The following is a 24,621-nucleotide window of genomic DNA, read 5'->3' on the forward strand; positions in this document are numbered from 1 at the left end:
TCGCTCCTACAGGGATAGCGCCGAATCTGTAGGAGCGAGGCTTGCCCGCGAAGAGGCCATCCGCTACAACACAATACTCATGCCGTCATACGCCACTTCAACATCCCGCCGAACCAGCTCGGCGCGCTCCGGCGAATCCTCATCGAGGATCGGGTTGGTGTTGTTGATGTGGATAAGCACCTTGCGCTGCTTGGGCAACTGTTCCAGCACTTCCAGCATACCGCCGGGGCCGTTCTGCGCCAGATGGCCCATTTCCCGACCGGTGCGGGTGCCGACACCACGGCGCTGCATTTCGTCGTCGTCCCACATCGTGCCGTCCACCAGCAGGCAGTCGCTGCCGGCCATGATCTCCAGCAGCGGCGCGTCGACCTTGCCCAGGCCCGGCGCGTAGAACAGCTTGCCGTCGGTGTTCAGGTCTTCAATGATCAACCCGATGTTGTCGCCCGGATGCGGGTCGAAACGGTGCGGCGAATACGGTGGCGCGGCACTGCGTAGTGGCAGTGGAGTGAAACGCAGACTCGGGCAGGTCGGGATGGTGAAGCTGCAGTCGAGTTCGATGCGGTTCCAGTTCAGCCCGCCGTTCCAGTGGGTCAGCATGGTAAACAGCGGGAAACCGGTGCTCAGGTCTTCATGGACCATGTCGGTGCACCAGACGTTGTGCGGGCAACCCTCGCGCAGGCTGAGCAGGCCGGTGGTGTGGTCGATCTGGCTGTCCATCAGGATGATCGCGCTGATACCGGTATCGCGCAGGGCGCGGCCCGGTTGCATCGGGGCAAAATTCTGGAGCTGGGCGCGGATGTCCGGCGAGGCGTTGCACAGCACCCAGTTCACGCCGTCATCGGAAATCGCGATGGACGACTGGGTCCGCGCCTTGGCGTTCAGGCTCCCGTCGCGAAAACCTGCGCAGTTCACGCAGTTGCAGTTCCACTGGGGGAAACCGCCGCCGGCGGCGGAACCTAGAATCTGGACAAACATGGGTGCTCCATCATTTCAACGCTGAAAATAAAAACGCCTCGGCAAACCGAGGCGCTGAACGGCAGGACAAGCTTAGCGGCTTGCGAAGTACATGGTGACTTCAAAGCCGATACGCAGGTCGGTGTAAGCAGGTTTGGACCAGGACATGGGAGCGCTCCTTCAGGTGATGGGACGGTTGAGATCTATACATATAGTCCACCTCCAGCCGGAGATGTTCAGATAGTTAGGTGGCTATGTTACTCAAAATTACAGAGCGATTGGCCTGCAATCTCGGAAAAAGCTAATTGCACCAGCGGTAATGATCATTTTGCCACTTGCCAAGGCGCCTCCGGCTGCGAACTGCTGGCCAGCCCGCGCCAGCCGCCCTCGGCATTGATCAGGCGTTGTGCGGCGGCGCGCAGGGCAGAACGATCGATGTCCAGAATGGCTTGGGGAAGCTGCGTCAGATAATCCGACGAGTGGCCGGCCAGCTTGCCCTGCCAGAGCAGTTCGGCGGCCTGGGCGACGGGCAACGCAGCGATCTGGAATTGATCGGCCAAGGCCTGACGCTGGGCAACGAAGGTCGCCTCGTCGATGCCGTTGATCATTGCGGGCACGTCGTTCAGAAAGTCTTCCATGTGTTGCAGCAGGTTTAGAGGGGCGACGCTCGGTGATTGCACGCCGAACAGAACACCCGTCTGCCCATGGACCTGACGCAGCGCACTGAACACCGCATAACCCAGTTGCAACTCAACACGAAGACGCTGGTAGAACGGTGTCTGACAAATATGCGCGAGCAAACGCCACGCAGCTTCGTCAGAGATTTCCTGCGTGGCCGTCGGACAGAACAGCAACAGCGCGTGTTCGCTGGAACCGGTGTCGAGGGCGGTCCACAGACGCTGCCCGTTGATCGAGGACGGCGACGACGAATGAGTGTCCGCAATGCCGGGCACGCGACTCAGGGCGAACCCCATCGCTGCTTGAGTCTGTGCCGACAACCCGATTGCCAGGCCTTCCCAGCGCGCCGTCGACCACAGCTGCTGCAAGTCATCAGCGACTGAGCTTTGCTCAAGGCAATGATCAGGCAGCGCTTTCAGCAGTTGTTTAATCGGTATCAACGCGGTGCTTTTCGGTTCTTCCTGTGAGAAACCGGTGTCAGGGTTTGTCAGCTCTTTCAGCGCATGTTCGAGGACGGTCGGCATCGACTCTTGCAGCCCCGTCATTTTCAGCAACCATTCATTTCCAGAAGCGCTGAAGGAAAAGTCGACGCCTGCCTGACGGGCATCCTCGCGCAGCGGCTGCAGGCGATTTTCCAGACCCTGCTGATGGCGGGGTTGAGGTCTGGACTCTAATCGCCAGCGCAGATAAATCGCGCCTTCAGCGCTGTTGTCCGGCAGGGCTAGGCTGAATTGCATCGGCGATTTTTCGCGACGGCTGCGCGAGCGGTCCTGCGCGAATGTCCGCAGGCCACGGTGTTTGCTGGTCTGGCCGCGAATCAGTCCGGCATTTGAGGGTGGCGCCTCGGTGCGCAAGAACGGATTCGGTGTCGGCAGTTGCCATTCACCGCTGAAGTTATCCACAGCGCCGATTTTCTTCAGGATGTCCTTGAGCGCTACAACGCCTTGCTCGGATAACCCGGTTTCAAGCTGTTCGCTGTCGAGTCGGGCCAGCTGCATAGCACTGCTGACTTGTTGCTGGCGCTGAAGCACGGCAGCGTACTCGTCACGCAGAAGGGCCCAATCTTGTTGAGCAGCAAAAAAGCCCAGCCAATCCAGGAGCTTCTCGCTCAGGATGCTCGCCGACGCGGTCGTTGTGAATTCAACGTGCAGCACGGCCTGTCCGGCAAATTGATACAGCGGCTTGGCATTCAGATGCTCAGCCAAACCGCATTCGCGCAATACAGTCAGCAGCCCGCCGGGTTTTGCGGCGTTCAACCAATGGCACAGAAACGCCAATGCTTCGGTCGACGAGTTGGGCAGTGCTTCGAAGGTAAACAGCAGATCCTGCCGACGCTCGCCAGCCTGTTGATAACTTGCGACTGAAGATTCCATCAGCGGCACAGGAGCCTGTTGCGGGAGGTTTTCTCCCAGGGAAATCACTGCGCCGAACTTCAGCGCCATTTGCTTCAGCTCTTCGATACTTTGCGGGCCGGCCAGGCTCAGCGTCATCTGTCCGGTCTGATAAAACCGCTGATGGAAATCCTGCAGCGCTTGCTGAAACTCCGGTTGCTGCACGGGCAGGCTGTCGCGGTTGCCGGCATGAAAGCCGCGCAACGGATGAGTCGGCGAAAGCCCATCGAACAACGCCAGTTGTTGCTGTGCCGTAGGATCCTGCGACCAGGCGACAAACTCCGCGTGCAGCACTTCCCGTTCCCGCAACTGATCGTCCAGATTCATACGCGGATGAGCGAGCATGTCTGACAGACGCTGCAGTCCTCCGTTGAAAACTTGAGGCGGCAATTCGAAAAAGAAGTCGGTGGTGCGCTCGCTGGTCCGTGCATTCACCTGCCCGCCATGGCCTTGTACGTAGGCCATCAGCCCTTGTTCCGCAGGAAAACGCTCGGTACCGAGAAACAGCAGGTGCTCAAGAAAATGCGCCAGGCCTGGCCATGCCAATGGCACGTCATGACTGCCCGCAGCGACCCGCAACGCGGCCGCACAACGCTTCAGATTCGGGGCATGACGCAGCGTCACCCGCAGGCCGTTGGCCAGGGTTTCAGTGTGAGGGCGAGGGGGATTCAGCGCAGGCATGAGCACTTCCAGAACAGGGAAGCGCTAATGCTAGCGGATTACTGGGTGTCAGCGCTTGCTCAGCTCGCCGTAAAGCTCGGGGCGGCGATCGAGGAAGTAACGATTGGCGGCGCGGGAATCGATCATCAACTGGCGATCCAGCTCACCGACAATCAGCGCTTCATCGAGGCCCGCCTGAGCGATGCGGTTGCCATCCGGTGCGGCGATGCTGCTCTGGCCGCAGTAGTGGATGTCGCCTTCGTTGCCGCAGTAATTGGCATACGCCACATAACACTGGTTTTCGAAGGCGCGGGCGCGGACGGTGACGTCGGCGATGAAGTCGTAAGGAATCATGTTCGCTGTCGGCACCAGAATCAGCTCGGCGCCGGCCAGGGCCAGACGCCGCGCGTTCTCCGGGAACTCCATGTCGTAGCAAATCAGGAAACCGAGCTTCCAGCCGTTGAGCTCCACCAGCGGAAAATCATCCTGGCCGGCGCTGAACATCGAGTGATCGAGGTCGCCGAACAGGTGAGTCTTGCGGTAGTTGCACAGGCGTTCGCCATTGGCGTCGATCAGTTGCACGGCGTTGTAGATCTGCCCGTCTTCGGTGCGCTCGGGATAGCCATACAAAATGGCGATCCCCGCGGTCTTGGCAATGCGCGCGATCTGTTGCGCCGATTCACCGTTGTGCACCTCCGCCAGGACTCTGACGGCATCGACGCCGATGTTGTAACCGGTCAGGAACATCTCCGGCAGCACCAGCAAATCGGCGCCTTTGGCCTCCAGCGCCAGTTGGTGCAGGCGCTGCAAATTGCCAGCGACGTCCAGAGGCAGCGGTGGACATTGGTAAAGGGCTACGCGCATTTCGAACTCCTTTTACTCGGGCAGGGCGATCGGACCGATCTCGTTGAACACATCTCCTGGACCCGGGTTCTCGGCGTGAGTTTCACCGCCGAAGTGTTTCATGATGCCCCACACCGCATTGAGCGAGGTCTGCACCGCGCCTTCGACCCACGCAGGCGTCCACGAAACGTCGTCGCCAGCGATGAAAATCCCGCGTTGTTCGGCCGGCATATCAGCCTGCATGAAGTGCGCATACATGCGCTGGTTGTAACGATAATGACCGGGCAATGCGCCTTTGAAGGCGCCAAGGAAATGCGGGTCGGCTTCCCACGACACGGTGATCGGATCGCCGATGATTCGCGCGGCGATGTCGACTTTCGGGTAGATCTTTTTCAGCGCGTTCAACGCCAGTTCGACGCGTTTTTCCACCGGGTGCGGAAGCATTTTCAACGCATCGCTCATCCACGAGTACGACAGGCAAATCACGCCCGGCTTGTCGTCGCCGTTATCGAACAGATAGGTGCCGCGGGTCAGGCGATCGGTGAGGGTCATGCTCATCAGGTCGCGGCCGGTTTCCGGATCCTTGTCCTTCCAGAACGGGCGGTCGACCATCACGAAGGTTTTGGAAGATTGCATGTAGCGGGTGCGGTCGAGGGCCATCCACATCTTTTGCGAGAACAGTGTTTCGTCGCACTCGATCTGGGTGGTCAGCAGCCAGCTCTGGCAGGTGGTCAGCACTGCCGCGTACTCGCGGGTATCGCCGTTGTTATCGGTGACCGCAAAACGACCGTCCGCGGCGTGAGCGATTTTTTTGACCCCGGAGCGTGGCGCGCCTCTGTGCAGCGACTTGAGGCTGGTGCCTTCGGGCCAGTGCACGCAACGTTCCGGCGCATGGCGCCAGATGCCTTGCGGCACTTGTTCGACGCCGCCGACGACCAGGTGTTGGTGATCGTCGCAGTTAGTCATCACTACGCGGAAGATTTCCAGCATCGAGTTCGGGAAGTCCGAGTCCCAGCCACCGGTGCCGAAACCAACCTGGCCGAATACTTCGCGGTGATGGAACGACAGCTTGGCGAATGCTTCTGAGGTGGCGACAAAGTCGTAGAAGGTGCGGTCGTCCCACAGCGGAACCAGGGTGTTCCACAACTCTTTGAGGCGTGGCACGTCGCGGTCGCGGATCGCTTGCTGGATATCGGAGAACTGTGAGCCGGCTTCCAGTGCGTCCGCCCACGCGTCAGCCACTTCCTGGAACAGTGCCGGAAGATCCGCCAGTTTCTGTGCGTAATGGGTTTTGCCTTCCAGGTCGATGACGGTGCTGCCAGAGGCAGGGGTCAGCGGATTGGGAAAGGGTTTGGTCTCGAGGCCGAGCTTGTCGACGTAGTGGTAAAACGCGGTGGACGACACCGGGAAGCGCATGCCGCCCAGTTCGGCGACGATGCCATCGGTCCCGTTGAACGCCTGCGAGCGCAGACGGCCGCCCAATTTCGAGGCTTCATAGACGACGGGCTTGAGGCCCAGTTTCATCAGTTCGTAGGCCGCGACCAAACCGGCGATACCGGCGCCGACAATCGCTACTTCGGCGCCGTGGTTGTGCGCAGGAATGCTGCCGAGGCCGGCCGGGTGTTCGATCCAGTCGTCGAAGGCGAAAGGAAAGTCCGGGCCAAAAATGGTGACTGGTTTTTTACCGTCTGCAGGATGGCGATTGTTCTTGTTCATGGCTGACCTTGCTGGCGACCGGACGCGGGGTGCGCGTCTGAGTATAGGAAAAGATGGCAGCCATTCTAGAGAGCGTAGAACACGTTAATAAGACGCAATGTGTCGTCGTTTTGCTAATTAATTGAGCAAAATGACGAGCTATTGCTACACACCGTCCAGTGTGGGAGCGAGCCTGCTCGCGATGACGGTGTGTCAGTCGACATTGATAGTGATGGGTAAATCGATTCGCCGGCAAGCCAGTCTCGCTCCCACCTTGGACCGCGTCTAAACCGGCTGGCCGCGATCTATCTTGCTGCTGAGAATGATCGACGTGGTCGTCTTCTCCACCCCGTCCACACTGCCGATCTGATCCAGCAACTGATCCAGTTGCTCCGGCGAATCAGTGCGTAGCCACGCCACATAATCAAATTCGCCACTTACGGCACACAACTGCTGAACCTGAGCCATCGCACTCAAGCGCCGCAACACTTCCTTGCCGGAGCGCGGCTGCACCGTGATCCCGACGTACGCCTGCAATCCGCCGTCCACCACACGCTGGCCCAAGCGCACGCCGTAACCGGTGATGACCCTGGCCTTTTCCAGACGCGACAGCCGCGACGTCACGGTGGTGCGGGCGATGCCCAATTGCCGGGCGAGCATGGCCACGCTTTCGCGGGCATTGATTTGCAGGGCCGCGATCAATTGGCGGTCGATTTCGTCAAGAACGGGCGGGCGAGTGTCAGGCAATGGTCGTCTCCAGCAACACAAATCAATGGGTCAGCATGTTACAGCACCGCTCGCATACCGGATGTTTGATCTAGCCTCAGTACCGTTCATGCCATTTTTACCTGCGACAATTTGCCATAAGTAACTAGGTAGTACATTATTCCGCGCTTGTCACAAATGGGGAAAATTACCGACATGAATAATTCTGGGGCTGCCGGCGGCGGCAAATGGTTGCTGTCGGGGCTGGGTGTCCTGATTGCGTTGATCGGACTCGGCCTGGCCGGTGGCGGCGGTTATCTGGTCTCGCTGGGTGGCAGCTGGTATTTCCTGCTGATGGGCCTGGCGATGCTGGTGTCCGGACTGATGATCGCCCGTCGCAAGCCGCAAGGTGCGTGGCTGTATGGCGTGGCGCTGATTCTTACCGCGATCTGGGCCGTATGGGACACCGGTTTCGAATACTGGCCACTGGTCTCGCGCGTGCTGACCTTCGCCGTGATCGGCGTGGTCGTTGCGCTGATCTATCCGACGCTGGTCCGTGCTTCAGGCGCGACTGCCGGCCGTGGCGCTTATGGCCTCGCCGGTATCCTGGGCGTCGGCGTTGTCGCAACGATGGCCTACATGTTCGTGCCGACCCATGTGGTCAAGGCCAGCATTGAACCGGCTGTTACGCCGGTCGCTCCGGGTACCGAGCAGAAAGACTGGGCCCATTGGGGCAACACCACCGCTGGCAACCGCTTTGCCGCACTGGACCAGATCAACAAAGGCAACATCGACAAGTTGCAGGTGGCGTGGACCTTCCGCACCGGCGACATCCCGCAAAGCACCGGCGCTGGCGCTGAAGACCAGAACACCCCGCTGCAAATCGGCGACACGGTCTACACCTGCACCGCTTACGGCAAAGTCTTCGCGCTGGACGTCGACACCGGCGCCCAACGCTGGAAGTTCGACCCGCAAGGTACTGCGCCAAACTGGCAGCGTTGTCGTGGCCTGGGTTATTCCGAGACGCCAGTGTCTTCGGATAACAAGCCCACTGCCTGTACGAAACGTCTGTTTCTACCGACCGGCGATGCCCGTCTGATCGCGATCAATGCCGAGACCGGCAAGCCGTGTGAAGAGTTTGGCAACAAAGGCACGGTCGATCTGACCACCGACATGGGTGAAGTGAAGCCCGGTTACTACCAGCAAACCTCAACCCCGCTGGTCGCAGGTGACGTGGTGATCGTCGGTGGCCGTGTGGCCGACAACTACTCCACCGGTGAACCGCCAGGCGTGGTCCGCGCTTACGATGTACGCAGCGGTGAACTGGTGTGGGCGTGGGATCCGGGCAATCCGAACACCACCAAACGTCCACCGGCTGGTGAGACCTACACCCGTGGCACACCGAACGTCTGGTCGGCCATGTCCTACGACGCCAGACTCGGTCTGGTCTACTTGCCCACCGGCAACGCCACGCCAGACTTCTTTGGTGGTCAACGCACGGCATTCGATGACAAGTGGAGTTCGTCCATCGTCGCCATCGACGTGAAGACCGGTCAGGTGCGCTGGCACTTCCAGACCACCCATCACGACCTGTGGGACTTCGACCTGCCGGCTCAGCCGTTGTTGTACGACGTACCGGACGACAAGGGCGGCCTGCAGCCAGCCTTGGCGCAAGTCACCAAACAAGGCGAGATCTTCCTGCTCAACCGCGAAACCGGCGTGCCGATCGCGCGCGTCGAAGAGCGCCCGGTTCCGCAAGGTAGTGTGCCTGGCGAACGCTATTCGCCCACCCAGCCGTTCTCGGTGGACATGCCGTCCATCGGCAACAAGACCCTGACCGAAGCCGACATGTGGGGCGCCACGCCGTTTGACCAGTTGATGTGCCGCATCCAGTTCAAAGGCATGCGCCACGAAGGCGTCTACACCCCACCGGGCATGGACCGCGCGCTGCAATTCCCGGGCTCGTTGGGTGGTATGAACTGGGGCAGCGTCTCGGTAGATCCAAACACGAACTACATGTTCGTCAACGACATGCGCCTGGGCCTGGCCAACTACATGATCCCGCGCAACAAGATCGCCGCCGGGGCCAGCGGTATCGAAATGGGCGTCGTGCCACAGGAAGGCACACCGTTCGGGGCGATGCGCGAACGCTTCCTCTCGGCGGTGGGCATTCCGTGCCAGAAGCCGCCGTTCGGCACGATGTCCGCCATCGACCTCAAGACCCACAAACTGATGTGGCAAGTCCCGGTCGGCACCGTGCAAGACACCGGCCCGCTGGGTATCCGCATGCATTTGCAGATACCGATTGGCATGCCGACCCTCGGTGCTTCCCTGGCCACCCAGTCCGGCCTGCTGTTCTTCGCCGGTACCCAGGATTTCTACCTGCGGGCGTTCGATACGGGTAACGGGAATGAGATCTGGAAGTCGCGTTTGCCGGTGGGTAGCCAGTCGGGTCCGATGACGTATGTTTCGCCGAAAACCGGTAAGCAGTACATCCTGCTGACGGTGGGCGGTGCGCGTCAGTCAACGGATCGTGGGGATTACGTGATTGCGTATGCCTTGCCTGAGTAAAGGCTGAATCGCACGTACGAAAAAGCCGCGCGATTGCGCGGCTTTTTTTTGTTGAGCGAACCGACCCGAAGCCAGCAACGCACAGGATGGACAGCAATCGCCACTCGTAGTCGAATGCTAAGTCGAGGGATGCAAGGAGACGGAGATGACGAAGCAGATGCCTTCAGCCATGCGCGATCGTGCATTGCAGATTGCCAATCACGAAATGGGCCACTACGTCGTGGCCCGCGCTTTGGGGTTTGCAACCGGCGGCGTGACCCTGTCCGTGACCATGGACTTGCGGCATCAAGGAGGCGCTGCCATTACCCTGGCGCGCCCGATTTCATCGATGGAAGCAATGAAAGCGCACGTGGAAGCCCGAATAATGGTCCTGATGGCTGGCGCCATGGGGCAGACATTGTCTTCGACACATCGGTCCGGGAATCGCGTCGACAAGACGAAAGCCGTCAGCATCCTGAAAGGTGCGCTGGGGGCGGAACAGGATTACGCAAAAGTAAAAGAGCTTCAGCATTTACTGCGCAACATCACCTGTCCCGATACGGACCCTGCGTCATCTGACCGTATTGCGGCTGAGCTTCAAGCGATGACTGATCGCATGTGGGGCCGGACTCAAGCAATCGTCGAGGACCTGGCGGACACGATTACCGAATTGGGGCGCGTGTTGGTCGACGCCATGGTCATCGTGGAACAGTGGGGCAGGGCGGCGGATACGTATGAGGTGGTGTTTACGCGTGAGATGCTTGAGCGGTTGCGGCCAGTGCAGGCCATTCCAGCGTTGGGTGTTTGGGCGTAAGACAACGCGCCACCGATCATCCTGTGAAAGCCCCGAATTCTCGGGGCTCATTCCACGGTCAATTGGCCGCTATTTTTCGGACTTCGTATTGGCGCGATCAGGTCCGCGCTCCAGCACCTTCATCACATCATCGACCACGGCCTTGCTCATCGACGTCAGGTAATGCGCGGCCCAGGCGTGGCGGTCGGTGTCTTTGGCGTAGGCGGCGTCCATGGTCAGCTCCTTGGCGAGGTACAACAGATTTGAGGCCTGAGCTAGAGCATCGGCGAGGGGGACACCACTACTGACATGGAACAGCGGTTGGTTTGAGCAGTAGATGAAGGGGGTGAGGCCGATGGTTTTCAGTTCTGAGGGGTGGAGCGGATTTGTTTGAGGCATGGTTTTACTCCAGGGTTCCAGGAGCTGCCATTTTTCGTTACCACACGAAAAGGTGGCAGCTGTACGCAGGGTGGTAAACCGGGAACCAAGGAAACCGGCACGCCCGAGGGCGTCCCACGCACAGCCGCCATATCAAGAATTCAGGCCTGAAAACTACCTTCGTTCGAAATGCGTGCATTAGTGCGCTGGTTTCGCCGGGTTACCACACCCGATCACTGCATTTGCAGCGACGTCCGGAGACTATCCCGTCGAAGAACAGCGCAACAAGGCATCAAAGTGCCCACAAAACACGATTCGGAGTTTGCCTACAAGGTCTGCGGACGTCATCCGATATTGCGCCACCTGAAGTAAACAAAACCAAACACCATTCACGAAAAAGCCGCGCATTAAGCGGCTTTCTTGTTTGGACTGTCTCGCCTTGAAATCAGATGTAAATCGTTTCAGGACGAGAGAGGAACACCAATTTCGGAAGCGTCTGACATACACAGTGGTGGCCTCTTGTTGATCATTGTTTCTTTCTCGTGGCGTCGAGCCTTGGTTCGAGGTTGGCGGAATGGAGACCGAAGTGACCGCTTATTTTCCAGCACTGACCATTGGCGATCAGACCTTCGATTTTGTTCACCTTGAACCGTTCAATTTCACGATTGCGAGCCAGTTGGCCAAGCGTGATTTGCGCGTGCATGTCACTTTTTCGAGCCACTGTTTCAGTCGGGGGTATGACGCGGCGACGCATCCGGCCGGTGAACCAATCCTTCTCGATGGTGCAGGACGGCCGCGCACCTTCTGTGCAATCCGTTATCGGCTGTCATTGGGTCTACCGACGGTGATCCAGGGGTTAAACCATCCCCAGTCCAAGGTCCGTGAGACTGCAGCCCTACGCAATTGGGCATACTCTATGACGATTCAGGATCCTGCCGGGCCTTATCACGTGTTTTTTGAGATACGGCGGGCGGCCAAGGAAAAGCCGCAGGATCTGAATCTGGTGGTTGAAAGTGCTTATCACCAAGCCGAGCAGCCGCCAAGGTTGCTGGGCAAAATGGGCTTTATGCTGCTGTGCGGTAAGGTCTACTTGCGGCAATCGAGCTCGACCAAACGCTAGGGGCAGAAACGAAAAAAGACGCCGTAGGCGTCTTTTTCGATTCGGTAAAGCAGATCCGGACACCACTTACGAACCGCCTTGCGCGGTTACGGCTTTCGCCGCTGGGAAGCGCTCAATCTCATCCGGTCAGTCGCTTCGACGAGTCAAATCTAATGAAAGTTGATATTCACGTCAATCATTAAGTCTGACGAAAGCCGCGCAATGCGCGGCTTTCAATTTGGTGGGCCCACACGGACTTGAACCGTGGACCAAAGGATTATGAGTCCTCTGCTCTAACCAACTGAGCTATAGGCCCTCAGTAGGCCGCGGATTATAGCGACGGTTTCTCGGCTGTGCTATCCGAAAAATCCGATACGGCTATACGAAGAAACGTCGCGGCGAATTCGTCCGCCCGCAACGGCAAGCTGACGATGTAGCCCTGAATCTGTTCGCAGCCTTCTTCGGCGAGAAATAGTTGCTGCGCCAGGGTCTCGACGCCTTCGGCTATCACGGTGAATTGCATGCTGCGACCCAGCGCGATGATGGCGCGAACGATTGCCGCATCGTGGGGATCATCCGGCAGGCCGCGGACGAAAGACTGGTCGATCTTGAGAATATCCAGCGGCAGGCGTTTGAGGTAGCTCAGGGAGGAATAGCCAGTGCCGAAGTCGTCGATGGCCAGTTGCACGCCCAGGTGTTTGAGTTGATGCAGCACCGCCAGCGCTTCCTCGGCCTGGCTCATGATGAAGTTCTCGGTAATTTCCAGTTGCAATAACCCGGGCTGAAGGCCGTTGTCCTTGAGCAGTTGTTCGATCCGGCCGAGCAGGTTGGGTTGACGCAGTTGTGCGCCTGCGAGGTTGACCGACAGCGGGCCGAGGCATTCATAGGTCTGATTCCATTCGTACATCTGCCGACACGCGGTCTCGAGCACCCAGTCGCCGATTTGCAGGATCATCCCGTTCTCTTCGGCCAGCGGAATGAAGTGCTCTGGCGGCACGGCGCCGAAGGTCGGGTGATGCCAGCGGATCAGCGCTTCGGCGCCGACAAGGCGATGGTCCTCCAGGCTGATTTTGGGCTGGTAACACAGGGACAGCTCATTGCGCTCGATGGCACGGCGCAGCTCGTGCTCCAGTGCGACGCGCTCGCTGGCCTGGGCGGTCAGGTCGCGGGTATAGCTCTCGACCCGGTTGCGGCCCTTGGCCTTGGAGCGATACATCGCTGCGTCGGCGTTTTTGACCAGCGTGGCGACGTCACAGCCGTCCTTGGGATACAGGCTGGTGCCGATGCTGGCGCTGATGAAGAACTCATGCTCGCCGGCCTGGAATGGCGCGCTGAAGCAGTTGAGCAACTTGGTTGCGATATTGTCGGCGTCGGTGGATTGCTGCAGGCCTGGCAGCAGGATGATGAACTCGTCGCCTCCCAGTCGCGCCACGGTGTCGATATCGCGCAACTGCTCCTTCAGACGCACGGCGATGCCCTTGAGCAGCAGGTCGCCGACCGGGTGGCCGAGGCTGTCATTGATGTGTTTGAAACGGTCCAGATCGAGGAACAACACCGCGCCCTGGCCGCCGTTTTCCTGCTGGTTGTTGAGCGCGGTCAGCAGCCGGCTTTCGAACAGTGTGCGGTTGGGCAGGCCGGTGAGCGGGTCGTGGTGCGCCTGATAATCGAGTTTGGCTTGCGCGTGCTTCAGGCTGGAAATGTCCGCAAACACGGCAACAAAGTGGGTGATGAACTTGTCGCGGTTGCGCACGGCGCTGATGGTCAGCCAGCTCGGGTACAACTCGCCGTTTTTGCGCCGGTTGGAAATCTCGCCCTGCCAATGGCCTTCGGCGGTCAGTTGATGCCACATGGCCGCGTAGAAGGCGCTGTCATGCAGGCCTGAGGCAAGCAGGCGCGGGGTGTGGCCCAGTGCTTCGCTTTCGCTGTAGCCGGTAATTTCGGTAAACGCGCGATTGACCGCGCTGATGTGTTGCTGCGTGTCGGTGATCAAAACCCCCTCGGCGGTGCTCTCGAACACAGTCGCGGCTTGTTGCAGTTTTTCCTGCATCAGGTGTCGCTCGGTGATGTCCCGGGCGATGGTCAACATGCAGTCTTCATCGCCGATCGGCAGAGGACGGCTGGACACCTCGCAGAGGCGGATCTGCCCGTCGCTGCGGCGGATATGGCAACTGAAGTCACGGACGAAACCATCCCGGTGCAGCAGGTCGAGCATCTGTTTGCGTTCGTTGAGATTGACCCAGATCCCCAACTCAAGCGCCGAACGATCCACCGACATCGCACTGTTGAAACCGGTAATGCGGCTGAAGCCTTCGTTGACCTCCAGCAGCAAGCCATCGCTCTGCCGGGACAGCAGCAAACCGTCGGGGGACGCGTGGAAGGCTTTGGCGAATTTTTCTTCGGACGTTTGCAGCTGTTGCTGGGTTTCCTTGAGCTTACTGATATCGCGCACAACCACCACCAGCGCCGGGGTCGTGTCGAGGTCGAAAGGTTCGGCGGAGATCAGGCCGGTAAACACTTGGCCATTGCTGCGGCGAAAGGGCATCTCCAGGTTACGGATGCTGCCGGCCTGCAAGCGTTGCAACAGACCTGGCCCAACGCCGGGTATGCCCCAGATGTTCAGGTCGGTGGCGGTCTGACCGATGACTTCCTCGGCTTTGAGGCCAATCTGCTCCTCGAACGCTTCGTTGACCTCCAGCAGGCAGCCATCCGACAACCGCGCAATGACCAGAATGTCCGGGCATTGCTGGAACACCGAGGCAAACTTCTGCTCCGACAGGCGCAATGCCTCTTCGGTGCGCTTGGTTTCACTGATGTCGATCATCAACCCGCGCATCACCGGCTCATGACCGTGCTCGATCAGGCTGACGATGTCGCGCACCCACAGGCAACGGCCGTCGGCGGTGATGACCCGGTAGTCGAGGCTGTGATCGCGCCCGGCCAGGACTTCGTGATCGCAGAAGGTCTGGGCGCGGGTCAGGTCGGCGGGGTGGATGATGTTGCGCCAGAACCCCGGAATCAGCCAATGGGACAGGGGATAACCAAGCAATTCTTCGGCATGGGGCGACACATAGCTGTAGGTGAAATCGGTGATCCGCGCTTCCCAGGCAATGGCCGAAAGGCTCTCCACCAGCCCGCGATAATGGTATTCGCTGCTGCGCAGTTCCTGTTCAAGGTCGACGCGGCGGGAGATTTCCGAACTCAGTCGGCGATTGATCCGGATGACCACCGCCAGCACGGTGATCAGCAACAGCAACCCCGGCAGGCCGTAAACGATCAGATCGGACCAGAAGGTTCGATGATCGAGGACGTTACCGACCCAATGTTCCTGGATGGCGCTGATTTCTGCCGGTGTCATGTCCGCCAGGACTTTGTCGAGGATGCCGACCAGAATCTTCTTGTTCTGAGGCACGCCCATGGCCAGTTGATAGCGATAGGGCGTCTCGCCGCTGACATAGAGCCCATCGAGCTTGAGTTGGCGCAGGCTCCAGACGCTGGAAGCGAGATCGCCGACCACCGCGTCCACTTCATCGGTCGCCAGTGCCTGCAAGGCTGAACTGACGTTGGGCATGCCCACAAGGTTCAGGTCGGGGTGGTGAGTGCGCAGCAGTTCATGAGGCGCGTAGTTTTCCACCACGGCGATTTTCAGACCGTACAACTCTTCAAGCTTGTGCGGTTGAGCGCCTCCGACGTGGGCAAGAATGACGATCGGAAAGTCGAGGTAGGGGCGCGTAAACGCCAGGTATTTCTGACGCTCCGGGGTCGACATGATGCCCGGCAACAGGTCCAGTTTCGCTTGTTTGGCCTGCTCAAGCACAGCCGTCCAGCTCACAGGCTCGATGGGCGTGAGCTTAATGGCCAGGCGTTGGCGAATCAGATCGATGTAATCCGCCGCAAGGCCCTGATAGCGGCCCTGATCGTCACGAAACTCAAAGGGTGGCCATGACGCATCGACACCCAAGCGTAAGTCAGGGTGGGCCGTCAACCAGCTACGTTCTTCGTCGGTCAGAGTCAGCGCGCCAGCCGTTGCGGTCCAGGTCATCAGCGACAGCAAAAAAAGCACGGTCGGCAGTCTGGGCATAACGGTCTCGTTATGGCTCGGGGGAATGTTTCGAGTGTAGACGGGCAATTCGGCGGGAGGGAAGTGCGGGGGATTTAATCTGCATAAAGCAAAACCCCCGGCCTGGGCCGGGGGGTTTGTGATCACTCGTCGAGGAAGGAGCGCAGATGCTCGCTTCTCGTCGGGTGGCGCAGCTTGCGCAGCGCCTTGGCTTCGATCTGACGAATCCGTTCACGGGTCACGTCGAACTGCTTACCAACCTCTTCAAGCGTGTGGTCGGTATTCATGTCGATACCGAAGCGCATGCGCAGAACCTTGGCTTCACGGGCAGTGAGGCCGGACAGGACTTCGCGAGTCGCTTCTTTAAGGCTCTCAACGGTAGCAACATCGATTGGCGACTGCATGGTCGAGTCTTCGATGAAGTCACCCAGATGGGAGTCTTCGTCATCACCGATCGGGGTTTCCATGGAGATCGGCTCTTTAGCGATCTTCAATACCTTGCGGATCTTGTCCTCAGGCATTTCCATGCGTTCGCCCAGCTCTTCCGGGGTCGGTTCGCGACCCATTTCCTGCAACATCTGCCGGGAAATACGGTTGAGCTTGTTGATCGTCTCGATCATGTGCACCGGAATACGGATGGTGCGGGCCTGGTCGGCGATCGAGCGAGTGATCGCCTGACGGATCCACCAGGTGGCATAAGTCGAGAATTTGTAGCCGCGGCGGTATTCGAACTTGTCTACCGCTTTCATCAAACCGATGTTGCCTTCCTGGATCAGATCGAGGAATTGCAGGCCACGGTTGGTGTACTTCTTGGCGATGGAGATCACCAGACGCAAGTTCGCTTCGACCATCTCTTTCTTCGCGCGGCGGGCCTTGGCCTCACCGATCGACATGCGACGGTTGATGTCCTTGATCTCGGCGATCGTCAAACCTGTTTCGGTTTCCAGCGCGGTCAGCTTCTGCTGGCAACGAATGATGTCCGGCTGCAGGCGACCAATGGCTTCAGCATATTTGCTTTTGCCTTTGGCCAGAGCGTCGCTCCAGCTTTCGTCAACTTCGTTGCCCGGGAACTGGCGCAGGAAGTCGGCACGCGGCATACGGGCATCACGCACGCACAATTGCATGATCGCGCGCTCTTGCTGACGCAGACGATCCAGGGCACTGCGAACACGCTCGACCAGGCCTTCGAATTGCTTCGGCACCAGTTTGATCGGCATGAACAGCTCAGCCAGGGCCAACAGTTCGGCGATAGCTGCCTTGTTGTTGCGACCGTGCTTTTTCAGAGCCTTGCGGGTGATTTCCATCTGATCAGCGACAGCGCCAAAACGCTGTGCGGCGATGATCGGATCCGGACCGCTTTCGGCTTCTTCTTCGTCATCCGAAGCTTCGGCGTCATCGTCATCGGTATCGTCGTCCGCTTTCACGGCTTTCGGATCGACTGGCGGCGGCACTTCTGCAGCAGGCGGCGCAATGCCGTCGTCCGGGTCGATATAACCGCTCAGGACGTCGGACAGGCGGCCACCTTCGGTGGTGACGCGAGTGTATTCGGAGAGAATATGGTCAACCGTGCCAGGGAAGTGCGCGATTGCGCCCATCACTTCGCGGATGCCTTCTTCAATACGTTTGGCGATTTCGATTTCGCCTTCACGTGTCAGGAGCTCTACCGTACCCATTTCGCGCATGTACATGCGCACCGGGTCGGTGGTGCGACCGATGTCGGTTTCGACCGCTGCCAACGCTGCTGCTGCCTCTTCGGCCGCGGCTTCGTCGGTATCGGCGTCGGCCAGCATAAGGGAATCCTTATCTGGCGCAACCTCGAATACGTTGATCCCCATGTCATTGATCATGCGGATGATGTCTTCCACCTGTTCCGGATCTGAAATATCCTCCGGCAGGTGGTCGTTGACCTCCGCGTAAGTCAGGTAGCCCTGCTCACGACCAAGTGTGATCAACTCTTTGATACGAGACTGCTGTTGCGCTTTTCCGGACATAACACCCTATCCACTGAAGGTCTTGGCGGGCAAAAAACAAGCCGAGGATTATACCTGAGCTATGACCTCACGCGCCAGTTGAGGTCGGGTTTGGTACAGTCATATTGCGTTTTAATAGGTCGCGCATCTGATTTGCGATCTGATTTGCTTCCTCTGCGGTCAATCCCGGCTGTCTTGCTTTTCTGATAAGTGCTTCCAGGCTATCGGTGTGTTGACCGGCTGATAGCCTAGTAATGGTGTCTAAAAACTGTTGTTCAAGGTTGCCGCCTTCAATCAGCCATTCCTTTTCCGCCAATGCTTTGAGAAGGCGTCCCTGCTCCGTCCCATGCCAGCGGGCCATTAACTGAATTGAGTTTAGCTTAGGATTTTTTTGCACGGCCTCGATAAGGGCCACCAGCAATTGCGCGTAGGTGTTGCTCTCATTGGCGAAGTGATCGGCGGTTTCTACCCTGCCAGCCAGTTCCGGATGATGAATGAGCGTGCGAAGCGCAATCAGGGTCGGGGCTTCCACGGCAATCGGTGTGCGCGGGGGGCTTTGTTGATCGCGATCACCGCCACGCTTGCCATTTTTGTCCCACGGTTTCTTGTCCCATTTCTTGCCGCCGGCGCCGGGTTTCTTCGGCGTCCATTCCTGCTGCGGCACGTACATCTCTTGTGCCTGCGGCTGATGGTAATCGCCGTAATCCGGCATCGCGTCGTAATCGATGCCCGGATCGTAAGCGGGCGGCGCGTCCTGAGGTGCGCTTTGCACCAGCTGGGTCACCGCTTCGCCACTGAGCCCGGTGATTTCGGACAGGCGCTTGCGCATGAGGATCCGCAGGTTCGCGCCCGGAACCTTGTCGATCAGCGGCGCCGCGAGGGTGGCCATGTGGGCCTTGCCTTCGAGCGAGCGCGGGTCCGATTCCTCGGTCAGTTGCTGGAAAAAGTAGTCTGCCAATGGCTGCGCGTGCTGGTTGATCCGCGCGCGGAACGCATCGGTGCCTTCGGAGCGGACCAGTGTATCCGGGTCTTCGCCCTCGGGCAGAAACAGAAAGCGCGCCCGTCGCCCGTCTTGCAGGCAGGGCAGGGTGGCTTCCAGTGCTCGCCATGCGGCGTTGCGGCCAGCCTGGTCGCCGTCGAAGCAGAACAAAACGTTGGGCACGACGCGAAACAGACGCTTCAAGTGCTCTTCGCTGGTGGCGGTGCCGAGTGTGGCGACGGCATTGCGCAGGCCTTGCTGGGCGAGGGCGATGACGTCCATGTAGCCTTCGACGACGATGATTTCGTCGAGGTTACGGTTGTTTTTGCGTGCTTCATAAAGGCCGTAGAGTTCCTGGCCCTTATGGAATACCGGGGTTTCCGGTGAGTTCAGGTATTTCGGTTTGTCATCGCCCAGCACCCGTCCACCAAAAGCAATGATGCGGCCGCGGCTGTCTCGGATCGGAAACATCACGCGATCGCGGAAGCGGTCATAGCGCTTGCCGGTTTCGGCGTTTTCGATCAGCAGGCCGGCATCGACCATGGCTTTCTGTTGCAGCGTGTCGCTGCTCAGGTGCTTGAACAGATTGTCCCAGCCGGGCGGAGCGAAACCGAGGCCGAAGTCCCGGGCGATCTCGCCGGTCAGTCCGCGACCCTTCAAGTAATCCACCGCGGCTTTGCGCGACGGATGGCTTTTCAGTGCCTGACGATAGAAATCGGCGGCGGCGGTGAGCAGCGGGTAAAGCGGCGAATCGGTTGGCTGCCGCGGTTTGTGCGGCCGGCCGCTTTCTTCGCGGGGGATTTCCATGCCGGCGGCTTTGGCCAGTTCTTCGACCGCCTGGATGAAGTCCAGGTTGTCGTGGTCCATCATGAAGCCGAGGGCGTTACCGCCAGCGCCGCAGCCGAAGCAGTAATAGAACTGCTTGTCGGGGCTGACGCTGAAAGAAGGGGTTTTTTCTTTGTGGAACGGGCAGCAGGCAGTGTAGTTCTTGCCGGCCTTTTTCAGTTGCAGGCGCGAGCTGACCACATCGACGATGTCGGTGCGGTTCAGAAGGTCGTCAATGAAGCTCTGGGGAATTAGCCCGGCCATGGCGGTCTCGTCATCTGCGCTGAAATGGACCCAAAACGAAGGGCCGGCGAACGCGGGTCATTGCTTGAGGCGCGCAAAGTGTGCGGCTCGACCAGTGTCGTCTGCGTAATCGCTGTCGGGAAGTGTATCTGCCGAAAATCCACTGACGTTAATACCAATCAGTATTCGACTATTTGAAAGTGTTTCGCTGAATCCGCTGCGGCCAGTCGATGGCCTCGGATAGCTCATAAGCGGGCACGCAAGAAGGTGCCTTGGGCTGATCGTCGTGAGAGGAATCAGTGGGTGTGCTCGTCAGTAGCCTTGGAAGGCTCGTCAGAAAAGACGTGCACCGCTGGCAAAAGAGCCAGGTCTGACGCTGTGAAGCAGGTTTGTCTCGGTCGCGTCTGCGGCTTTGACGGTGAAGCATCAAGCGTTGTCCGCAAATGCCATTAGCCCGGCTGAGGGCCGGGCTTGGCAGAAGCTTGCTACGAACGTCTGTGTATTAGTACAGACGAACGGCGCGGCGCTGTTCGCGCTGAACTTTCTTGGCGTGACGCTTAACAGCGGCTGCTGCTTTGCGCTTACGCTCAGAAGTTGGCTTCTCGTAAAATTCGCGGCTACGAACTTCAGCCAGTACACCGGCTTTTTCGCAGGAGCGCTTGAAACGACGCAGAGCTACGTCGAAGGGTTCGTTCTCTTTTACTTTGACGGCTGGCATCCAGAGCTACCTTCATTCATTACCGGGGTCAACATCCTCGCGGCAAAAGAGCACTTGAAGACGTCGGTTTTTAAGGGTTGCGGATGTTAACCCCTCATCGCTCGGAATGCAAAGCCTCTGATCGAAAACCGCTAGTCGGGGCATCACATGGCGACTATTATGCGCGCCTTCGAATTCAGCCTAAACAAGGCGCAAACCCATGCTAGTACTGGGATTAGAAACCTCCTGCGACGAAACCGGTGTCGCATTATATGACAGTGAACGCGGCTTGCTGGCCGACGCGCTGTTCAGCCAGATCGACCTGCATCGCGCCTATGGTGGCGTCGTGCCGGAGCTGGCTTCGCGTGACCACGTCAAACGCATGCTGCCCTTGATTCGTCAGGTGTTGGCCGAGGCGGGCTGCGTGCCCACCGAGATCGACGCGATCGCCTACACCGCGGGTCCGGGGCTGGTCGGGGCGCTGCTGGTCGGTGCTTCCTGTGCTCAGGCGCTGGCCTTTGCCTGGGGTATTCCGGCGCTCGGCGTGCACCACATGGAAGGCCATTTGCTGGCGCCGATGCTGGAGTCGCAACCGCCGGAATTCCCGTTCGTCGCTTTGTTGGTGTCGGGCGGTCATACGCAGCTGGTTCAGGTCGACGGGATCGGTCAATACACGCTCTTGGGCGAAACCCTCGACGATGCTGCCGGTGAAGCCTTCGACAAGACCGCGAAGATGATGGGGCTGAATTATCCGGGCGGTCCGGAAATCGCTCGTCTGGCGGAGCAAGGCGTTGCAGGACGTTTCACTTTTCCGCGTCCGATGTGCGACCGCCCGGGCCTGGCTTTCAGCTTCAGTGGCCTGAAAACCTTCGCCCTCAACACCTGGCAGCAGAGCGTCAGCGCCGGGGACGACAGCGAGCAAGCCCGTTGCGACATCGCGCTGGCGTTCCAGCAGGCCGTGGTGGAGACTTTGACCATCAAGTGCAAGCGCGCCCTGAAACAGGCGGGCATGAAGCGTCTGGTCATCGCAGGGGGCGTCAGCGCCAACAAGGCGCTGCGCTCTTCACTGGAAAAAATGCTCGGCGACATGAAGGGTGACGTGTTTTACGCCCGTCCGGAGTTCTGCACCGATAATGGCGCAATGATTGCGTTTGCCGGCTGCCAGCGCTTGCAGGCCGGTCAGCACGAAAGTCTGGCGATCAGCGTGCAGGCACGCTGGCCGATGGAGCAATTGTCAGGGCTGTGATGAGCGGCGCTCACGTCCGGTATTTAAAAATGCCGTTCGCGCCCGGCAAACAGGTCGCGTAGATTGCCCCGATGACGCCAGACGATCATGCCCGTGAGCGCGCTCATGGGCAGCAAGGCCGCCGGTTCCTGCCAGGCCAGCAGCGGCAGGGTCAGCGGTGTGGCGATCAGCGCGGCGAGTGAGCTGGTGCGGGTCAGGTAGAACGTCAGCAGCCAGGCACAGACCGCCAGCAGGGCTGCTGGCGGGTAAAGCCCCAGTAACATGCCGGCAGCAGTGGCGACACCTTTGCCACCGCGAAAGCGAAAATACAGCGGGAACAGGTGCCCGATGACGGCACAAACGCCGATCCAGGCCTGTTCTTGCAGCGAAAGACCCGCAACACCGGCGATCAGCACCGGCAACAGCCCTTTGCAGAGGTCGCCGATCAAGGTCAGGATGGCGAGTTTCTTGCCGGCCAGACGCAACATGTTGGTGGCACCGGCATTGCCCGAGCCACTCATTCGCGGATCGGGGCTACCGGTCAGGCGGCTGAGCAAAATGGCGAAGGACAGAGAGCCGAGCAGGTAGGCGAGAGTCGCCAGTAACCAAAACATGCTAACTATTCCGGGCGAGGACGCCCTGATTCTAACGGCGCATTGCGCCCTTGTCGTGCAGCGGAGAAAAGTGCTTGGACAGAGTGTTTATCGAGGGCCTGGAAGTCGACACCGTGATCGGTGCCTACGACTGGGAGCGAGGCATCCGACAGTGCTTGCGTCTTGATCTGAGCTTCGCCTGGGACAATCGCCCGGCCGCGGCGGGTGATGACCTGACCCTGGCGCTCGATTACGCGAGCGTTTCGTCGCGCATCCAGGCCTTTGCCGAGCAAGCGCAGTTCCAGTTGGTCGAGACCTTTGCCGAGCGTCTGGTTGAGGTGCTGATGAGCGAGTTCAACATCACCTGGATGCGTCTCAAACTGACCAAGCCAGGTGCCGTCCCGGCGGCCACCGGTGGTGTGGGCGTGGAGATCGAGCGCGGATGTCGCTGACTCAGGTGTACCTCGGGCTCGGTAGCAATATCGAGCGCGAAACCCATTTGCAGGCTGGCCTGGAAGCCCTGGCGGTTTTTCTGGTGGATATAAGATGCTCGGCGGTGTTTGAAAGCCAGCCGGTGGGGATCAAGAGCGGGCCGTTCTTCAATTTCGTGGTCTCGGCTTACACCGATTTGCCGCTGATAGAACTGGACCGCCGACTGAAATTCATCGAGGCGGACAACGGCCGCTATGCACCGGACCGCAAGGGTTTGCCGCTGGATATCGACGTGCTGTTGTTCGGTGATCTGGTGGGCAACTTCGACGGATTGATTCTGCCGCGCGCAGAGATCCTGAAAAATGCCTTCGTATTGTGGCCGTTGTCGCTCATTGCACCGGATCGTGTGCATCCGGGTGTAGGCAAAAGCTTTGCGACGTTGTGGGGCGAAGCGCAGATTGATCAGGTGTTGGCGCCGGTGGCGTTTGAATGGCGTGGGAAGCCGTTGACTCCATTGCATCTCCTGTGAGGCTGATGACGCCATCGCGAGCAGGCTCGCTCCCACAAGGGTTGCGCTAAACCTGTGGGAGCGAGCTTGCTCGCGATGCTTTTCAGGCAGACGCCCCGTCTTTGTAGGCTTTCAAGGCCTTGAGCCGCTCACGCTTGATCGCCTCTCCCAATTCAGGCCCCTTGAATCCCTTCTCCAGCAGCGGTTGTACCGCCACGCTGCGGGCTGCATTCGCCGCCCCGCGCAAATAATCCGCCTGTGGATAACTTCTCTGCTCCAGCCCTTTGCGCCCGCGCGCGTCCATTTCACACGCCGCAATGAACTCCTCAAACCGCTGCGGACGACGATAGACGTCAAAACTTTGCAGCAGCTCCAGCAGCGTCGAGGGCTTTAGCTCCAGGGCGCGATGGCCATGGGTGTGATATTGCCCCACCAGCAAAGCCAGTTCCTGGCAGTCCTTCGGTGCCTTGAAGCGTTCATTGACCGCTTTGATCAGCTTCAGGCCGGTGTGTTCGTGGGCAATGTGCCGCGGCCAGTCTTCTTTCGGCGTCAGTCCTTTGCCCAGGTCATGCAGCAGGCAAGCCCAGCGCACAGTCAGTGGTTGTTTGTGCAGCGCTGATTGCTCAAGCACGCTCAAGGTGTGCACGCCCGTGTCTATTTCCGGGTGATGAGCTTCCGGTTGCGGTACGCCGAACAGGGCGTCGACTTCTGGCATCAGTACCTTGAGAGCGCCGCACTCGCGCAGCACTTCGATAAACACCTGCGGTTGATCTTCCAGCAGTGCGCGGGAAATTTCTTTCCAGCTGCGTTCGGCGGTCAATGCCTCCAGTTCGCCCGACTCGCTGAGTTGGCGCATCAGCTCCAGCGTTTCCGGTGCGACGGTGAAGCCCAATTCCGCATAACGAGCGGCAAAGCGCGCAACACGCAGAACACGGAGCGGATCTTCGGCAAATGCGGGGGAAACGTGACGCAGAACGCGAGCTTCGAGATCGCGTTGGCCATGGTACGGGTCGGTCAAATTCTGTTGATCGTCTTCAGCCATGGCGTTGATCGTCAGGTCGCGACGAATCAGGTCTTCTTCGAGGGTTACTTCAGGGCTGGCGTGAAAGGTAAAACCGCCGTAACCGCGTCCGCTTTTGCGTTCAGTCCGGGCGAGGGCATATTCCTCACCACTTTTTGGATGAAGAAACACTGGGAAGTCCGCGCCCACCGGGCGATAGCCCTTGGCGAGCATTTCTTCGGTGGTGGCGCCGACCACGACCCAGTCGATATCGGTGACAGGTTTGCCCAGCAGGCGATCGCGTACCGCACCGCCGACTTTATAAATCCGCATAAAAAACCTCCGT

General features: G+C 59.3%; 19 protein-coding genes and 1 tRNA gene. 6 read left to right on the forward strand and 14 right to left on the reverse strand.

Annotation, left to right across the window (positions count from 1 at the left end; all coding sequences use genetic code 11):
* Positions 1-63: 63 nt before the first annotated feature.
* From pqqB to IB246_RS07725, 6 genes are all read right to left on the reverse strand, one after another.
* Positions 64-975, reverse strand: a complete 912-nt coding sequence (pqqB, locus tag IB246_RS07700; protein WP_008035931.1) for a pyrroloquinoline quinone biosynthesis protein PqqB — start codon at positions 973-975, stop codon at positions 64-66.
* Positions 976-1,047: 72 nt separating this feature from the next.
* Complete coding sequence (gene pqqA / locus IB246_RS07705; RefSeq protein WP_009045898.1) at positions 1,048-1,122, reverse strand: pyrroloquinoline quinone precursor peptide PqqA; 75 nt, start codon at positions 1,120-1,122, stop codon at positions 1,048-1,050.
* 155 nt (positions 1,123-1,277) lie between these two features.
* On the reverse strand, positions 1,278-3,704 hold the full coding sequence (gene pqqF / locus IB246_RS07710; RefSeq protein WP_008035933.1) for a pyrroloquinoline quinone biosynthesis protein PqqF: 2,427 nt from the start codon (positions 3,702-3,704) through the stop codon (positions 1,278-1,280).
* Positions 3,705-3,752: 48 nt separating this feature from the next.
* On the reverse strand, positions 3,753-4,547 hold the full coding sequence (locus IB246_RS07715) for a carbon-nitrogen hydrolase family protein (RefSeq protein WP_008035935.1): 795 nt from the start codon (positions 4,545-4,547) through the stop codon (positions 3,753-3,755).
* Positions 4,548-4,559: 12 nt separating this feature from the next.
* The gene (locus IB246_RS07720) at positions 4,560-6,242 is read right to left on the reverse strand and encodes a flavin monoamine oxidase family protein (RefSeq protein ID WP_008027019.1); all 1,683 of its coding nucleotides are present in this window, start codon (positions 6,240-6,242) and stop codon (positions 4,560-4,562) included.
* Between the two features lie 264 nt (positions 6,243-6,506).
* The gene (locus IB246_RS07725) at positions 6,507-6,968 is read right to left on the reverse strand and encodes an Lrp/AsnC family transcriptional regulator (RefSeq protein WP_008027020.1); all 462 of its coding nucleotides are present in this window, start codon (positions 6,966-6,968) and stop codon (positions 6,507-6,509) included.
* A 174-nt stretch (positions 6,969-7,142) separates the two neighbouring features.
* Here IB246_RS07725 and IB246_RS07730 point away from each other — a divergent pair, with 174 nt between their 5' ends.
* Both IB246_RS07730 and IB246_RS07735 read left to right on the forward strand, forming a co-directional pair.
* On the forward strand, positions 7,143-9,497 hold the full coding sequence (locus tag IB246_RS07730) for a glucose/quinate/shikimate family membrane-bound PQQ-dependent dehydrogenase (protein ID WP_032832252.1): 2,355 nt from the start codon (positions 7,143-7,145) through the stop codon (positions 9,495-9,497).
* Positions 9,498-9,642: 145 nt separating this feature from the next.
* Positions 9,643-10,290: a hypothetical protein gene (locus IB246_RS07735; protein WP_008035941.1), complete on the forward strand. Its 648-nt coding sequence runs from the start codon at positions 9,643-9,645 to the stop codon at positions 10,288-10,290.
* Positions 10,291-10,359: 69 nt separating this feature from the next.
* Here IB246_RS07735 and IB246_RS07740 read toward each other — a convergent pair whose 3' ends face one another.
* Positions 10,360-10,668 (reverse strand): DUF3077 domain-containing protein, encoded by a 309-nt coding sequence (locus IB246_RS07740; RefSeq protein ID WP_008035943.1) that lies wholly within the window; start codon positions 10,666-10,668, stop codon positions 10,360-10,362.
* 553 nt (positions 10,669-11,221) lie between these two features.
* Between IB246_RS07740 and IB246_RS07745 the strand changes: the two genes are divergently transcribed.
* Positions 11,222-11,767: a hypothetical protein gene (locus IB246_RS07745; protein ID WP_008035944.1), complete on the forward strand. Its 546-nt coding sequence runs from the start codon at positions 11,222-11,224 to the stop codon at positions 11,765-11,767.
* Between the two features lie 218 nt (positions 11,768-11,985).
* Here the strand turns inward: IB246_RS07745 and IB246_RS07750 are convergent.
* The 5 genes from IB246_RS07750 to rpsU form a co-directional block, all read right to left on the reverse strand.
* A tRNA-Ile gene (locus IB246_RS07750) sits at positions 11,986-12,062 on the reverse strand.
* Between the two features lie 15 nt (positions 12,063-12,077).
* On the reverse strand, positions 12,078-15,824 hold the full coding sequence (locus IB246_RS07755) for a bifunctional diguanylate cyclase/phosphodiesterase (protein WP_008027034.1): 3,747 nt from the start codon (positions 15,822-15,824) through the stop codon (positions 12,078-12,080).
* Between the two features lie 122 nt (positions 15,825-15,946).
* On the reverse strand, positions 15,947-17,794 hold the full coding sequence (rpoD, locus tag IB246_RS07760) for an RNA polymerase sigma factor RpoD (RefSeq protein WP_008027035.1): 1,848 nt from the start codon (positions 17,792-17,794) through the stop codon (positions 15,947-15,949).
* Between the two features lie 67 nt (positions 17,795-17,861).
* Positions 17,862-19,841: a DNA primase gene (dnaG, locus tag IB246_RS07765; protein WP_008035947.1), complete on the reverse strand. Its 1,980-nt coding sequence runs from the start codon at positions 19,839-19,841 to the stop codon at positions 17,862-17,864.
* A 481-nt stretch (positions 19,842-20,322) separates the two neighbouring features.
* Entirely contained in the window at positions 20,323-20,538 is a 216-nt protein-coding gene (gene rpsU / locus IB246_RS07770) for a 30S ribosomal protein S21 (protein WP_002551877.1), read from the reverse strand.
* Positions 20,539-20,737: 199 nt separating this feature from the next.
* On the opposite strand from rpsU, the gene tsaD reads away from it, so the two are divergent.
* Entirely contained in the window at positions 20,738-21,763 is a 1,026-nt protein-coding gene (gene tsaD / locus IB246_RS07775; RefSeq protein ID WP_008027039.1) for a tRNA (adenosine(37)-N6)-threonylcarbamoyltransferase complex transferase subunit TsaD, read from the forward strand.
* Between the two features lie 23 nt (positions 21,764-21,786).
* Here the strand turns inward: tsaD and plsY are convergent, their stop codons facing one another.
* On the reverse strand, positions 21,787-22,356 hold the full coding sequence (plsY, locus tag IB246_RS07780; RefSeq protein ID WP_008035949.1) for a glycerol-3-phosphate 1-O-acyltransferase PlsY: 570 nt from the start codon (positions 22,354-22,356) through the stop codon (positions 21,787-21,789).
* Between the two features lie 74 nt (positions 22,357-22,430).
* On the opposite strand from plsY, the gene folB reads away from it, so the two are divergent.
* A complete protein-coding gene (gene folB, locus IB246_RS07785; protein ID WP_008027044.1) occupies positions 22,431-22,787 on the forward strand; it encodes a dihydroneopterin aldolase in 357 nt (118 codons plus the stop codon).
* Entirely contained in the window at positions 22,778-23,296 is a 519-nt protein-coding gene (gene folK, locus IB246_RS07790) for a 2-amino-4-hydroxy-6-hydroxymethyldihydropteridine diphosphokinase (protein ID WP_008035951.1), read from the forward strand. The genes folB and folK overlap by 10 nt, the downstream gene beginning before the upstream one ends.
* Positions 23,297-23,378: 82 nt before the next feature.
* Here folK and IB246_RS07795 read toward each other — a convergent pair whose 3' ends face one another.
* Positions 23,379-24,608 (reverse strand): multifunctional CCA addition/repair protein, encoded by a 1,230-nt coding sequence (locus IB246_RS07795; protein WP_008035953.1) that lies wholly within the window; start codon positions 24,606-24,608, stop codon positions 23,379-23,381.
* Between the last annotated feature and the right edge of the window lie 13 nt (positions 24,609-24,621).

Origin of the sequence: Pseudomonas sp. PDM01, assembly GCF_014852325.1 — a bacterium.
Classification (GTDB): Bacteria; Pseudomonadota; Gammaproteobacteria; order Pseudomonadales; family Pseudomonadaceae; genus Aquipseudomonas; species Aquipseudomonas migulae.

Excerpts from the sequence above, each read along its gene's own strand:
- pqqB (WP_008035931.1), bottom strand. The coding sequence starts at position 975 with ATGTTTGTCCAGATTCTAGGTTCCGCCGCCGGCGGCGGTTTCCCCCAG.
- pqqF (WP_008035933.1), bottom strand. The coding sequence starts at position 3,704 with ATGCCTGCGCTGAATCCCCCTCGCCCTCACACTGAAACCCTGGCCAAC.
- IB246_RS07715 (WP_008035935.1), bottom strand. The coding sequence starts at position 4,547 with ATGCGCGTAGCCCTTTACCAATGTCCACCGCTGCCTCTGGACGTCGCT.
- IB246_RS07720 (WP_008027019.1), bottom strand. The coding sequence starts at position 6,242 with ATGAACAAGAACAATCGCCATCCTGCAGACGGTAAAAAACCAGTCACC.
- IB246_RS07730 (WP_032832252.1), top strand. The coding sequence starts at position 7,143 with ATGAATAATTCTGGGGCTGCCGGCGGCGGCAAATGGTTGCTGTCGGGG.
- IB246_RS07735 (WP_008035941.1), top strand. The coding sequence starts at position 9,643 with ATGACGAAGCAGATGCCTTCAGCCATGCGCGATCGTGCATTGCAGATT.
- IB246_RS07740 (WP_008035943.1), bottom strand. The coding sequence starts at position 10,668 with ATGCCTCAAACAAATCCGCTCCACCCCTCAGAACTGAAAACCATCGGC.
- IB246_RS07745 (WP_008035944.1), top strand. The coding sequence starts at position 11,222 with ATGGAGACCGAAGTGACCGCTTATTTTCCAGCACTGACCATTGGCGAT.
- IB246_RS07755 (WP_008027034.1), bottom strand. The coding sequence starts at position 15,824 with ATGCCCAGACTGCCGACCGTGCTTTTTTTGCTGTCGCTGATGACCTGG.
- rpoD (WP_008027035.1), bottom strand. The coding sequence starts at position 17,794 with ATGTCCGGAAAAGCGCAACAGCAGTCTCGTATCAAAGAGTTGATCACA.
- dnaG (WP_008035947.1), bottom strand. The coding sequence starts at position 19,841 with ATGGCCGGGCTAATTCCCCAGAGCTTCATTGACGACCTTCTGAACCGC.
- rpsU (WP_002551877.1), bottom strand. The coding sequence starts at position 20,538 with ATGCCAGCCGTCAAAGTAAAAGAGAACGAACCCTTCGACGTAGCTCTG.
- tsaD (WP_008027039.1), top strand. The coding sequence starts at position 20,738 with ATGCTAGTACTGGGATTAGAAACCTCCTGCGACGAAACCGGTGTCGCA.
- plsY (WP_008035949.1), bottom strand. The coding sequence starts at position 22,356 with ATGTTTTGGTTACTGGCGACTCTCGCCTACCTGCTCGGCTCTCTGTCC.
- folK (WP_008035951.1), top strand. The coding sequence starts at position 22,778 with ATGTCGCTGACTCAGGTGTACCTCGGGCTCGGTAGCAATATCGAGCGC.
- IB246_RS07795 (WP_008035953.1), bottom strand. The coding sequence starts at position 24,608 with ATGCGGATTTATAAAGTCGGCGGTGCGGTACGCGATCGCCTGCTGGGC.